This is a genomic window from Streptomyces sp. NPDC017056, from assembly GCF_044332485.1.
GTDB lineage: Bacteria > Actinomycetota > Actinomycetes > Streptomycetales > Streptomycetaceae > Streptomyces.
Genome location: NZ_JBIRPD010000015.1, coordinates 21,475 through 34,156 on the forward strand (window position 1 = coordinate 21,475; position 12,682 = coordinate 34,156).

A 12,682-nucleotide genomic window follows, 5' to 3' on the forward strand; every position below is an offset into this window, starting at 1 on the left:
GTGGACTCAGGAGGTCTGCCATGGGGAGATTTGATGTCGGCATGGTCGGAATCGGCTACGCCGGACTGCCGTTGGCCGTGGCACTGGCCAGGGCGGGCAACGACGTGGTGGGCTTCGACATCGACCCGGAACGGGTCGGCGCGGTCAACGACGGCCGTTCGCCGGTGGACACCGTCACCGACGCCGAGGTCCACGCGCTGGACGGCCGGCTGAGCGCCAGCACCGACCCGGCCGTGCTCGCGGACAGCGCGGTGATCGTGGTCTGCGCTCCCACCCCCGTCAACGGTGACACCCCCGACCTGGAGCCGCTCACCCGCGCCGTCGAGACCGTCGCCGGACGGCTGCGGCCGGGCCAGCTCGTCATCGTCGAGTCGACCACCCACCCCGGCACCACCGACGGCCTGCTCCAGCCGATCCTGGAGCGGACCGGGCTGCGCGCCGGCACCGACTTCCACCTCGCCTACTCGCCCGAACGCATCGATCCAGGCAACACCGCCTACCGCATCGGCAACACCCCCCGGGTGGTCGGCGGTCTCACCACGGCGTGCGCCGAGCGGGCCGCGGAGTTCTACCGGCAGGTGACCGAGGTGCACGTCACCCGCGGCATGCGGGAGGCCGAGGCCGCCAAGATCCTGGAGAACACCTACCGCCAGATCAACATCGCCCTGGTCAACGAGTTCTCCCAGCTCTGCCACGGCATGGGCATCGACGTCTGGGACACCGTGGCCGCCGCGTCGACCAAGCCGTACGGGTTCCACACGTTCTGGCCGGGGGCCGGCGTCGGCGGCCACTGCATACCCGCCGACCCGCTGTACCTGATCCACCACGCGGGCACCCTGGGCATGTCCTTCCAGATGGCCGAGACCGCGCACCGGGTGAACGAGGGCATGCCCCTCTGGGTCGCCGACCGGATCGCCAAGGACATCGAGCAGAGCGGTGTCCCGGTGAGCGAGGCGACCGTTCTGCTGCTCGGGGTGACGTACAAGGCCAACACCGACGACACCCGCCACACCCCGGCCGTCCCCATCGCCAGGGCGCTGACCGAGCGCGGCGCCACCGTGCTCTGCCACGACCCGTACGCCGACGGCCTGAGCTGGCCGGGCGGCCGCGTCGAGGCGGTGCCCGACCTGGCGGCCGCGCTGGCGGAGGCGGACGTGAGCGTGCTGCTCCAGCGCCACGACCGGTTCGACATGGACCTGATCGGGCGGGCCCGGCGCCTGTTCGACACCACCGGCTCCGTCCGTACGGAGCGCAGCGTGCTCCTGTGAGCCGCACCGACTGATTCCCGCGATTACTGGAGCTGTCCTCAGATGCGCGTTCTGGTCACGGTCACCGGCTCGGCCGGGCATGCCAACTCCATGCTGCCCATCGCCCGGGCACTGGCCGCCGCCGGCCACGAGATCCTCGTGGTCACCACCGAGCAACTGGCGCCGCGGTTCGCCGGGGAGTTCCCCGGCGTGCGGCCGCTGCTGCCCGGCCTGCTGGAGAAGTTCGCACCGGTGCTGGAGATCCTGCGCTCCGGCGGCGAGCCGCCGCCCGAACTGCTCGCCCAGTTCGCCGACATCGCCGGCCAGATGGCATGGGTGGACACCGCCCCGCACGTCACCACCGCGGTGCGGGCGGTCCTCCCGGTGGCCAAGGAGTTCGGCCCCGACCTGATCGTGCGCGACGGCGCGGAGCTGGCGGCCTGCCTGGTCGCCGAGGCACTCGGGGTGCCGTTCGTCTCCGCGCCGTCGGGGGACGGCAACGTGCTCGACCCGGTGCGGGTGCTCGGCCCGCTCAACGAGCGCCGGGCCGAGGCCGGCCTGCCACCGCAGCAGGACCCGCAGTCGATCTACCGGCACGGCCGGATCGACTGTGTGCCGGCGGCCTACTCGTTCGCCGCCTTCGAGGTCCCGCCGGCGTTCTGCTACCGGCAGCCCGTCGCCACGGGCGGCGGGCTGCCGGCGGACATCGCGGACCGGCTCGCCGGGCGGCCGCTGGTACTGGCCACCGTCGGCAGCGAGTTCGCCATCACCGAGGAGGCCATGGACGCCGGCCTGGGAGTGACGGACGCGCACGGCCCCACGCCCGCCGAGGCGGTCCGCGCGATCGCCTCGGCGCTGGCCGGGATCGACTGCCTCGCGGTGCTCTCCACCGGCGGCCTGGCGCTGGACGGGTTCGCCGCGGCGGACAACCTCCTGGTACGCGACTGGGTGGACCAGCCGGCACTGCTGCGCCACGCCGAGCTGTTCGTCACCCACGGCGGCTACAACGGCATCCGCGAGGCGATGGCGGAGGGCGTACCGATGGTGGTGGTGCCGCAGGACGGCGAGCAGGAGCACAACGGCCGGCGGCTGCACGACTTCGGCATCGGCGAACCGGCCGCCACACCGGGCGCCGAGGCCATCGCCGCCGCCTGCCGCGGCGTACTCGCCGACACCCGGTACCGCGAGCGCGCCGCTGCGGTACGCGGCGCCATGCGGGCGCTCCCCGGCACCGCCGAGCTGGTGGCCCACCTGGAATCGCTCGGCGCGGGTTGACGGCGTATCTCCAACCAGAAGTCCACCCACGGACGATCGAAAGTCCACCGGAAGCACCCTTAGCGTCGGATCACGACCTCGTCGAAAAATGCCGAGTGGCCGGCGGCCCGGAATCCGTAACCGTATCCGGGCCGCGCTCTCGGGCCTGCCCCTTCGAAAGGACCTGACCGATGAACTCGTTCGCCGCGATCGAAAACCCGGTGCATACGGCCATGGACGCCGAGACGCTGATGAACTTCGCCCTGCTCCGCTTCGGGCTGATCGTCGGCGGCGGTCTCCTGGTGGTGCTGGTGGCGTTCACCCTACTGATGATCTTCAAACGCCGGCGCTGACCGCGCAGCGAGGCAGGAGAGGCGAAGCGTGACACAGGCGACCGGACCGTCCCCGACCCCGGACCGGGCGGCCGCCCGCGCCCGGCAGCACCGGCTCGTCCTGGCGGTGATGCCGGGGCTGATGGCGGCGATGTTCCTCTCCGCACTGGAACAGACGATCATGAGCACGTCCATCCGGACGATCGCCGACAGCCTCGGCGGGCTCAGTCTCCAGGCGTGGGCGACCACCGCGTACCTGGTCACCTCCACCATCGCCGCCCCCGTCTACGGCAAGCTCTCCGACATCTACGGCCGCAAGCCGGTCTACCTCGTCTCCATAGCCGTCTTCCTACTGGGCTCGCTGACCTGCACCTTCGCCCAGTCGATGTACCAACTGGCGGCATTCCGCGGCCTCCAGGGGCTGGGTGGCGGCGGACTGATGGCACTGGCCTTCGCCATCACCGCCGACCTGGTCCCGCCCCGGGACCGCGCCCGCTACCAGGGCTACTTCATGGCGGTGTGGATCGCGGCGAGCGTCTGCGGACCCACCGTCGGCGGCGTGCTCGCCGGCGCCGACCGGATCCTCGGACTGGCCGGCTGGCGATGGGTGTTCCTGGTGAACCTCCCCATCGGGCTGCTGGCCATGGCCGTCATCGCCAAGGTCCTCGATCTCGAACACCACCGGCAGAAGGCACGGATCGACGTCTGGGGCGGTGTGACGATCACCATCGGCCTGGTCCCGCTGCTGGTGCTCTTCGACCACGGCCGGGACTGGGGCTGGAGCTCGCCGGTCTCGCTGGGCGCCCTGGCCGTCGGCCTGGCGGGACTCGCGGCGTTCGCGGCCGTGGAGAAACGGGCCGGGGACGACGCGCTGATCCCGCTGCGCCTGTTCCGCATACCGACCTACCGTACGGCCATCCTCACGGCGCTCACCGTCGGCGTGGGGATGTTCGGCGCGGTCTCCCTGGTGCCGCTCTACATGCAGCTGGCCCGGGACGCCACGCCCATGCAGTCGGGCCTGGTCATGCTGCCGATGATGGGCGGCATCATGATCGCCACGGTGGTGTCGGGCGCGCTGATCTCGCGGCACGGGCGGTACAAGATCCTGCCGGTGGCCGGAGCCGCGGTCACCGCCGTCGGCATGTTCGCCTTCTCGTACGTCGGCATCGACACCCCGGTCTGGATCCCGCTGCTGCTCGTCCTGTTCTTCGGCATCGGCATCGGCAACTGCACCCAGGCCGTCACGGTGGCCGCGCAGAACGCGGTGGCCGCCCGCGACACCGGCGTGGCCACGGCCTCCCTGATGTTCCTGCGGCAGATGGCCGGCGCGCTGGGCGTGGCCCTGTTCCTGTCCGTCCTCTTCGGGACCCTGGGCGGCAACATGACGGCGGCCGTCTCCCGCGCCACCGCTGACCCCGCGGTGGCCGCCGCGATCCACGACCCGGCGGTGGCCGCCGCGCCGCGGAACCGCCCCTTCTTCGACCTGCTGCACGGCGGCCAGGACGTCTCCGTGGACTCGTCGTTCCTGCACACCATGGACCCGGTCCTGGTGCGGCCGTTCCGCGAGGCGTTCGCCGAGTCCCTGAACGTGGGATTCCTGGTCGGTTCCGCCACCATGCTCCTCACCCTGGCCCTGGCCCTCTGCCTCAAGGAGGTACCGCTGCGAGAAATCAGCGCCTCCGAAGCGCTGGCCCAGGAGGCCGAGGCCGAGGCGGCGGCCCGCGACGGGAGCGGGCGTACGGCGGACGAGGGCCCGGCATAACCGGCCGGGTGGACGAGAAATCCACCTGCCTCCACCCGGATTCCACCCGCGGTACAGCCCGGCGCCTGCGCTCGACGCGCTAGCGTCGAAGGGAAATTCCGCAAGGGAATCCGAAGCGGGAAACAGCGACAGAGCGGAGAGAATCGTGGTGACAACGGCACTGGGCAGCGGGGGCATGATGAATTTCGTGCTCCTGCGGTTCGCCCTCATCGCAGGCGGCGTGCTGATACTCCTCATCATCGGGTTCGCGGTCCTGATGATGCTCAAACGCCGGGGCACCGTCAGCCAGGAGACCATCAACCGGGCCCGTGAGCACGCCGTGCCGCTCGCCCGGTCGGTGATGGAGAACCGGCGCCGCGGCGGCCGCGGCCGCGGCGGACTGCTGGGCACGGTGGCCAGTGCGCTGAACGACAGCCGCGACCGTGACCGAGACCGTGACCGCGACCGCGACCGGCGGCGGTGATCCGGCGCCATGACGGACGTGACCTTCCTCGCCGCCGGTGACGACGACGAGCTGTTCCAGCACCTGCTGATGGACAAGATCTGGAAGATGGGGATCATCGTCGGCGCGGTGATCATCGCGCTGATCGTGATGGTTATCATCTACCGCAAGTTCGGCCGCCGCTGACCGCCGCGGCCGGGCGCGAGGGAAAGGGGGACACCACGGACGGCAAGTGGGGACTCCCCGGGTCGCACGTGTCGGCGAGCCTGGTGACGCAGATCGTCGGATTCGCGCTGCTGGTCGGCACGTTGGCCACCGCCCGCGAGGGCGCCCTGGCCATGTGGGTGGTCTACGGCGCGGCCCTCGGCTGCTGGTTCGCCTTCCACTTCCTGGTCGGCACCCGGCCCAGGTGGGCCGGATACGCGCTGGTGGCCAGCGCCGCACTGCCCGCGGCCACCGCAGGCTGGGCGCAGGACTCCACCGCGGTGATCATGGTGAGCGTGGTGCTCGGCCGGTTCGCCGCCTGGCACCGCCCCAGGGCGGCCGCGCTCTGGCTGGTGCTCGGCGGATGCCTGCCACTGACGTTGCTCACCTCGGCGGCCGGCGGCGCCGGACTGGGCGACCTGGCCGGCTACACCGTCATGATGCTGCTGCTCACGCTGCTGGGCCTGAACCAGCGGCAGTACCAGCTGCGCGCCGACCAGGCCGAGCAACTGCTGCACCAGGCCACATTGATGCAGCGGGAACAGGCGCAGGTCGCCGTCCTGGGGGAGCGGGCACGTATCGCACGGGAGATCCACGATGTGCTCGCGCACTCCCTCGGCGCGCTGACCGTACAGCTCAAGGCGGCCGACTCACTGCTGGAGAACGGGGACATCGCGGCCGCGCACGCCCGGGTACAGCGCTCCAACCGGCTGGCCGACGAGGGACTGGCCGAAGCCGCGGCCGCCGTCACGGCCCTGCGCGACGACGTGATCCCGCTCCCGGACATGCTGGCCGACCTGGTCGGCCACTTCGGCCGCGACCACCACACCGAAATCCACCTGACCTCCACCGGAACCCCCCGGCCGCTGCTCTCCGGGCCCATCGTCGCCCTCGTCCGCGCCACCCGCGAGGCGCTCACCAACGCCGCCAAGCACGCGCCCGGCGAAGCGGTGTCCGTCGCCCTGGACTACGGCGCCGACCGCGTCCGGCTGGAGGTGCGCAACGCCATCCCGCGCACCGCCAAGCTCGTCGACGACGGCCCGCCGGTGTCCGGGTACGGACTCGTGGGAATGCGCGAACGCCTCGCACTGGCCGGCGGAACGCTGGAGAGCGGCCCGGACGACGAGCACCACACCTGGCGGCTCGTGGTCGAGGTCGCCGCCTGATCACCCACCGATCAAGGGGCGGTTAGGGGTTGGGCCGGGCAATAGGGGCCGCTTAGTTTTGGCATCAAGAATTCGGGGGCGCTGTGCGAAATACGACGCGATCCCGATCGTCAGCCCGGCCAAAAGGGAGACTGTGACCGTGACCACCAGCGCGATAGAGCAGAAAAACTTCGATGTGGTCGTCGTCGGAAATGGAGTATTGGGTCTTTCGCTCGGACTGACGCTGGCCCGGCGCGGGCTCGGTGTCGCGCTCATCGGCGAGGCACACCGGCCGACCGCGGCGTCCACCGCCGCCGGCGCCATGCTCGGCTGCTTCGGCGAGGTCACCACCACGCTGCTGAAATCCCCTTACGGGCGCACCAAGATGGACTTCGGCGTGCAGGCGGCGAAGCTGTGGGACGGCTGGCTGGCCGAGCTGGACCAGGACGTCCCGGGCGAGGAGCTGCGCACCGCCGACGGCACCACCGTCATGCTCAACACCGTCGGCATGGCCGACGTCGACGACGCCAACTTCGCCGCCATCCGCGACATGCTCGTCAAGTACGACGAGCCGTACGAGGACGTCGACCCGGCCGACATCGACTGGCTCGACCCCGACCCCAACGCCCGCCCCCTGCGCGCAATGCACATCCCGGGCGAACACGCCGTCAACACACCCGCGTTGCTGAACCGGCTGCAGGATGCCTTCGTCCGGCGCGGCGGCACCGTCGTCGCGGACACCGCCGTCCGGCTGCACCACGCCGACGGCCGTGTCGACGGCGTCACCCTCGCCTGCGGCACGCGCCTGTCCAGCGCCCGCGTGGTGCTGGCCGGCGGCGCCCGCACCCAGGAACTGCTCGACACCGTGCCTGAGCTGTCCGCCCGCATCCCGCGGCTGGTCAGCGGCTACGGGGTGTCCGCCCTGATGCGCACCGAGGGCAGCGGCGGCCCGCGCAGCGTGCTGCGCACCCCGAACCGGGCCTTCGCCTGCGGTCTGCACGTCCTGCCGCGCGGCGAGGGCGAGGTCTACGTGGGCGCGACCAACGTCATCTCGCCGGAACCGGTGACCGTCCCCGCCATGGGCGACGTCCTCTTCCTGCTGGAGTGCGCCGCCCGCCAGGTACGGCGCGACCTGTGGGGCAGCGGCGTACAGACCCTCCAGGTCGGCAACCGCCCGGTGTCCCTCGACGGGTTCCCGCTGCTGGGCGAGGCCGGCGTCGAGGGCCTGTGGATGCTCACCGGCACCTACCGCGACGGTCTGCATCTCTCACCGCTCCTCGCCCAGGAGATGACCCGCCGGCTGCTCGGCGAGGAGCCGCGGCTCGACTGGGACGCCTTCCGGCCCGTACGGGCCCCCATCGCCCCCGAGAGCCGGGAAGAGATCATCCAGACCGTCACCACCCACCTGCTCGCCACCGGCTACGAGTACCCCTGGCGGATGCCGGTGATGTACCCGCTGCTCATCGAGGCGGGATTCCAGAGCTCGTTCGCCGCGTGGGCGGACGAACTCGACCCGGAGTTCACCCCGCCCGCCGAGCTGCTGGCGGTCTCCCGGCGGCTCTACCCCGAGATCGGCAAGTGGCTGCGCGAGTACTACGCGGCCAGCCGTTCGGCGCGCGGCGCCTGAGCCGCAAGGACCTTCCCGGCCGGCCGCGAGGCCGGCCGGGAGCGGGGCGGTACCGCGGCGGCCGCCCCGTCACCCACCCCCGAGCCGCAGGCGCTCCGGCTCCGGCCGGAACGCCCCGGAGCCCCGGGACGGACCTGCCGTCCCGGGGCTCCGTCGCCCTGCGGGCGCCGCCTCACTGCTGGGCGAGGCGCTCCAACTGACGCTTGTCCGGCTTGCCGTTGCGGTTGAGCGGGAAGCCGCCGAGGACCACTACCCGGTCGGGGCGCTCGTAGGCCGCCAGCATGTCCCGCAACCGCTCCCGCCAGTACGACGCCTCCCGCTCCTCGCCGTCCTCCACGAAGAACACCAGCTGCGTCCCGCGCCGCTCGTCCGGCAGCGCCACGATGCGGACCGAGCACCCCTTGGCGGCCACCGCCCGCTCGATCAGCTCCGGATGGAGCGTGTAGCCCATCCGGTGCACCGCGTACTTGCGGCCCAGGACGTACAGGTTGCCGGTGGCGTCCAGGTACCCCAGGTCACCGGTGGGCTGCCAGCCCTCGGGCAGCGGCAGCAGCGAGCCGTCCTCGGCGAGCAGGCCCTCCATGGCGTCCGGGGTGCGGACTTCCAGCTCGCCTGCCTGGCCCGCGGGCACCGCCCGCCCCTCCCCGTCGACGACCCGCAGCCGGATACCGTCCATGACCTGCCCGCAGGCGACCGGGTTCTCGGACGTCGCGAACGCGATGTTGCCCAGCTCCGTGCTGCCGTAGCTGTCCAGCAGCGGCCGGCCGAACTCGCGTACGTAGCTGTCCACCAGCGGAGCGTCCAGGGGCGCCGCGCCGACGCAGAACATCCTGGCGCAGTCCAGCCCGGGGCGCAGCGCCGGTTTCCTGGCAGCGAGGTTGAGCATGCTGCGGTAGCTGGCCGGCGTCGCGTCGATCACCGTGGCACCCGACTCGGCAGCCATGGTCAGCGCCCGGTCCAGCCTGCGGTACGGTGCGATCACCAGCGAACACCGCACCAGCCAGGCGATCAGCACCATGGACAGCCCGTACTGGTGGGCGAACGGCAGCAGGGGCAGCAGGACGTCGTCCTCGCGGTGGCCGACCTGCGCCGCGTTGCGCCGGAGGTTCTCCAGGAACTTGCGGCCCGACTTCACCACGCCCTTCGGCGAACCCGTCGACCCGGACGTCCACATGATCAGGCCGTCCTGGAGGTCGCACCACTGCTCGATGTCCAACCGCTCCGCGTCCGGCGCCCGGCCGGCCGCGGCGACCAGCAACTCGTAGAGGTGCAGGGCTTCCTGCCCGGCGTCGAGCGGGGCGTCCTCGTCGCACAGCACCAGCTTGGTGCCGGTCCGCAGGACGATCCGGTGGGTCTCCTCGGCATGCTCCTGCTGATCGACCAGCACGATCGAGGCGCCCAGGTGCATCAGGGCCAGCAACGAGGCCACCCAGGCGGGAGAGTTGCCGGCCTTGAGCGTCACCCGCTCGCCGGGGCCGACGCCCCGCTCGCGGAGCACCTGGGCGAGGCGCAGCGCGTCGCGCTCGAAATCCTCCAGGGTCCGTACCGAGTCGGGGGCAAAGATTTTCGCGGGCATTCTTCGCACGCTTCCTTCCTCATGCCGGGCATGGGCGGTGTGCTACTCAGCGGTGTGCTGCATCAGCGGCCCCGGAGCTGCGTCACGGGAGTCGCGGCCGGCGTGGCGGAGAAGGCCACTCACCAGGGAAGAGTCTTCAAGCCGGAAAGCCGGCGGGGAACCCTTATCCGGCCCCCTACCCGCCCTTTTCTTCGCGCCGGGACCGGCGGCTCAGTCGTCCGGCAGCTCGACCGGCGCCAGTTCGTCGAAGAGGTCGCCGGGGCCCGGGTTGCCCGCTGCCGACGCTCCGCCCAGATGCCGCACCACACCCCACACCGCGTTCAGTGCCGTGGTCACCGCGCCCTCGGCGAAGCCCGCCGTCCACGAGATGTCGTCGCCGCACAGGAACAGCCCGCGCTGCGCGGGCGGCAGCCGGTCCTGCATGAAATGCGTGAACAGCCGCCTCTGGTAGCGGTACTGGCCCGCGAGGTTCGCCTTGAAGGCGCCCATGAAATGCGGCTCCGTCTCCCAGGTGACCGTCACCGGGTCGCCGACCACATGCGAGGCGATGTCCACCCCCGGGTAGATCTCCGCCAACCGCTCCAGCAGCACGGCCAGCCGTTCGTCCGCCGACAGCGTCGCCATTTTCAGCGAGTCGTCGTTCCAGGTGTACGACAGGCACATCACCCCGGGCCGGTCCGGGCCGTCGTCGAAGAGGTACACCCCGCGCGCCAGCCGGTCGGTGAGGGTCATGCCCATCGTCTCCCGCCCGCCACCGGGCACCTCGTCGCGCCAGAACGGCCGGTCCGTCAGCACGAACAGCTTCGTCGCGCCCATGTAGTGAGTGCGCTCCACCGCCGTCCAGTGCTCGGCGGGCAGCAGGCCGGGCGGGCACGAGACGCGGTTGAGCAGCGTCCACACGTGCGGGGTGTAGACCACCGCCGGGTAGGTACGCACCTCGCCGGAGCGGTCCGTGAGCCGGAAGCCGTCCGCCGCCCGGCGGATCGCCGTCACGCCGGGCAGCGGCGTCCCCGCGTGCAGGGAGGCGAGCGAGGTGCCGCGTGGCCAGTGGACCGGCCGCTCGGGCCGGTGTTCCCACAGCCCGCGCGGCAGCCGCTCCGCGCCGCCCGTCAGCGCCAGCTGGTGCGCGTCGGCCTCGGTCGCGACGACCCGCAGGACTTCCAGCACCGAGTTGGGGAAATCGGTGTCCCAGCCGCCGGTGCCGAACCCGACCTGGCCGAAGAGCTCGCGGTGGCGGAAGGAGCGGAATGCCGGGCTGGTGGCCAGGAACCCGTAGAAGGACTGGTCGTCGAGGGCCGCCACCAGCCGGTTCCACACCAGCTTGAGTGTGCGGGTGTCCCGCTGCCGTATCGCGCTGGAGAGGGTGGACAGCTCCGCGCGCTCCTGGAGGGTCTTGTCCCATGCCTCGGCCACCTCCTGGAAGACGGCCGGCAGGTCCTCGGTGGTACGGGCCCACTCCTGCCGCCCGTTCAGGTCGATCAGGGTGCCGGGGGTGGCGGGGGACAGCGGGTTGGGGAACGGCCGGGTGTCCAGCCCCAGCAGGCCGATGTAGTGGAACAGCGCACGCGCCGAGACGGGGAAGCGCATCGCGCCCATGTCGGCGACCCGGTCGGGAGCGGTCGCGAAGGGCACCGAGCGCATGCGTCCGCCGATCCGCTCCGCCTCGTACACCACCGGCCGCAGCCCGAGCCGCAGCAGCTCGTACGCCGCCGTCATCCCGGCCATACCGGCGCCGACGACGGCCACCGGCGTCCCGGCCCGCCCGGCGGGCAGCGACCCCAGGCCGGCCGGGTGCGCCAGCCACCTGTCGTAGGAGAACGGGAAGTCCGGCACCAGCATGGTCGTCGGCGCTGGGGTGACTGACGTCATCGGAAAAACCTCTCGGCCGCTGGGCGGTGCCGGCGCGGAATTCGGCACGTCCGGTGCACCTCGACCAGAAACGGGGAAACGGGATCGCACGGGTCGGGGAAAGCACGCTATTTCGCCGTCCGGAGGGCGGACAACCCCTGTCACCACCACGCCTGCCGGCCGGGCGGTGGGGAGATAGGGGTTCTATGGGGTGTCGGCCGCCGAGTCGCGGCCCATAGCGTGGCGCACACCGACCGTGAACCGATGGGATGTGGAGCGCCGATGGACGAGAAGACCGCCGTGGTATTCCCGGGAATGGGACCGTCGAGCTTCGCTGCGGTCGGCAAGTTCATGGTCCTCGACCCGTATGTCGGGCAACTGCTCCCGGAAGCCGACGCGGCCCTCGGATATTCGCTGCTGGACCGCTTCTACTCATCCGACGAAGAGTATTCCGAGTACACCCAGGTCGCCTTTCTCGTCAACTCCCTCGCGCTCGCCCGGCGCGCCGGGGACGAACTGGGCATGCGCCCTGGCTACTGCACGGGCCCCAGCTTCGGGCAGAAGGCCGCCGCGGTGTGGACCGGATGCCTGGACTTCCCCGACGCCGTGCGGATGACCGCCGAACTCGCCCGCTGCGAACAGGAGTTTTTCGCCACCGAGTACTCCGATGTAGTGACCCACACGGTCATGCGGGTGCCCGGCGAAGCGCTGCGCGACTATCTGTCCGGACTCACGGACCGGGGCCACTGGTACGAGGTCTCCGGCCGCCTCGACGACGGTTTCGTCATGGTGTCGCTGAGTGCCGGACTGCTGGCGGAGTTCAAGCGGGCGGTCAGTGCCATGGGCGGCTACTCCATGTCCACCATGCGCCCGCCGGTACACGCCACGGCATTTCGCGGACTCCGCCGGAAGGCGGCCGAAGAGATATTCCCCCGGTACGAAGTGCGGGCCCCCGGGATTCCGGTGGTCGCCGACCAGGACGGCCGTCTCGTGGAAACCGCCGAAGACATGCGCCGCATGCTGCTCGACACTTTCGACGTGGCCATCGACTGGCCCGCCGTGGTGGATTCCCTGGTGCGCCTCGGCGTGCGCACGGTGTATGTCACCGGACCGGAGAACCTTTTCCGCCGGGTGCGCTGCACGACCCGGAACTTCGAGGTGGTCCCGGTAGACCCCAAGAACACCCTCCAGAATATGCTCCGGCCGGTCCGGCCGACCGAGCCGGCGCTCTGACGCCGGCTCTTC

11 protein-coding genes are annotated in these 12,682 nt (G+C 71.3%); 9 read left to right on the forward strand and 2 right to left on the reverse strand.

Annotated features, from left to right (window positions below; translation table 11 throughout):
* Nucleotides 1-20: 20 nt before the first annotated feature.
* From ACH4OW_RS25940 to ACH4OW_RS25975, 8 genes are all read left to right on the forward strand, one after another.
* Nucleotides 21-1,268, forward strand: coding sequence for a nucleotide sugar dehydrogenase (locus ACH4OW_RS25940; RefSeq protein ID WP_398030238.1), 1,248 nt, complete (start codon nt 21-23; stop codon nt 1,266-1,268).
* A gap of 42 nt (nt 1,269-1,310) precedes the next feature.
* The gene (locus ACH4OW_RS25945) at nt 1,311-2,522 is read left to right on the forward strand and encodes a glycosyltransferase (RefSeq protein WP_398030239.1); all 1,212 of its coding nucleotides are present in this window, start codon (nt 1,311-1,313) and stop codon (nt 2,520-2,522) included.
* A 170-nt stretch (nt 2,523-2,692) separates the two neighbouring features.
* The gene (locus tag ACH4OW_RS25950; RefSeq protein ID WP_360140706.1) at nt 2,693-2,854 is read left to right on the forward strand and encodes a hypothetical protein; all 162 of its coding nucleotides are present in this window, start codon (nt 2,693-2,695) and stop codon (nt 2,852-2,854) included.
* Nucleotides 2,855-2,882: 28 nt separating this feature from the next.
* Complete coding sequence (locus ACH4OW_RS25955) at nt 2,883-4,595, forward strand: MDR family MFS transporter (protein WP_398030240.1); 1,713 nt, start codon at nt 2,883-2,885, stop codon at nt 4,593-4,595.
* A 145-nt stretch (nt 4,596-4,740) separates the two neighbouring features.
* Nucleotides 4,741-5,058, forward strand: a complete 318-nt coding sequence (locus tag ACH4OW_RS25960) for a hypothetical protein (protein ID WP_398030241.1) — start codon at nt 4,741-4,743, stop codon at nt 5,056-5,058.
* A 9-nt stretch (nt 5,059-5,067) separates the two neighbouring features.
* Nucleotides 5,068-5,223, forward strand: a complete 156-nt coding sequence (locus ACH4OW_RS25965) for a hypothetical protein (RefSeq protein WP_360140697.1) — start codon at nt 5,068-5,070, stop codon at nt 5,221-5,223.
* An 83-nt stretch (nt 5,224-5,306) separates the two neighbouring features.
* Nucleotides 5,307-6,407 carry a histidine kinase gene (locus ACH4OW_RS25970; protein WP_360140694.1) on the forward strand — a complete coding sequence of 367 codons (1,101 nt, stop codon included), beginning with the start codon at nt 5,307-5,309 and terminating at the stop codon, nt 6,405-6,407.
* 139 nt (nt 6,408-6,546) lie between these two features.
* Nucleotides 6,547-8,013, forward strand: coding sequence for an FAD-dependent oxidoreductase (locus ACH4OW_RS25975; protein ID WP_360140691.1), 1,467 nt, complete (start codon nt 6,547-6,549; stop codon nt 8,011-8,013).
* Between the two features lie 172 nt (nt 8,014-8,185).
* Here ACH4OW_RS25975 and ACH4OW_RS25980 read toward each other — a convergent pair whose 3' ends face one another.
* The gene (locus ACH4OW_RS25980) at nt 8,186-9,589 is read right to left on the reverse strand and encodes a class I adenylate-forming enzyme family protein (protein WP_360140688.1); all 1,404 of its coding nucleotides are present in this window, start codon (nt 9,587-9,589) and stop codon (nt 8,186-8,188) included.
* 210 nt (nt 9,590-9,799) lie between these two features.
* On the reverse strand, nt 9,800-11,458 hold the full coding sequence (locus tag ACH4OW_RS25985; RefSeq protein WP_398030242.1) for a flavin monoamine oxidase family protein: 1,659 nt from the start codon (nt 11,456-11,458) through the stop codon (nt 9,800-9,802).
* Nucleotides 11,459-11,719: 261 nt separating this feature from the next.
* Here ACH4OW_RS25985 and ACH4OW_RS25990 point away from each other — a divergent pair, with 261 nt between their 5' ends.
* The gene (locus ACH4OW_RS25990) at nt 11,720-12,670 is read left to right on the forward strand and encodes an ACP S-malonyltransferase (RefSeq protein ID WP_398030243.1); all 951 of its coding nucleotides are present in this window, start codon (nt 11,720-11,722) and stop codon (nt 12,668-12,670) included.
* The last annotated feature ends 12 nt before the right edge of the window (nt 12,671-12,682 follow it).

Bases quoted from the DNA above. Each gene is read 5' to 3' on its own strand.
- ACH4OW_RS25990 (WP_398030243.1), top strand. From the start codon at position 11,720: ATGGACGAGAAGACCGCCGTGGTATTCCCGGGAATGGGACCGTCGAGC.
- ACH4OW_RS25980 (WP_360140688.1), bottom strand. From the start codon at position 9,589: ATGCCCGCGAAAATCTTTGCCCCCGACTCGGTACGGACCCTGGAGGAT.
- ACH4OW_RS25945 (WP_398030239.1), top strand. From the start codon at position 1,311: ATGCGCGTTCTGGTCACGGTCACCGGCTCGGCCGGGCATGCCAACTCC.
- ACH4OW_RS25985 (WP_398030242.1), bottom strand. From the start codon at position 11,458: ATGACGTCAGTCACCCCAGCGCCGACGACCATGCTGGTGCCGGACTTC.
- ACH4OW_RS25940 (WP_398030238.1), top strand. From the start codon at position 21: ATGGGGAGATTTGATGTCGGCATGGTCGGAATCGGCTACGCCGGACTG.
- ACH4OW_RS25950 (WP_360140706.1), top strand. From the start codon at position 2,693: ATGAACTCGTTCGCCGCGATCGAAAACCCGGTGCATACGGCCATGGAC.
- ACH4OW_RS25965 (WP_360140697.1), top strand. From the start codon at position 5,068: ATGACGGACGTGACCTTCCTCGCCGCCGGTGACGACGACGAGCTGTTC.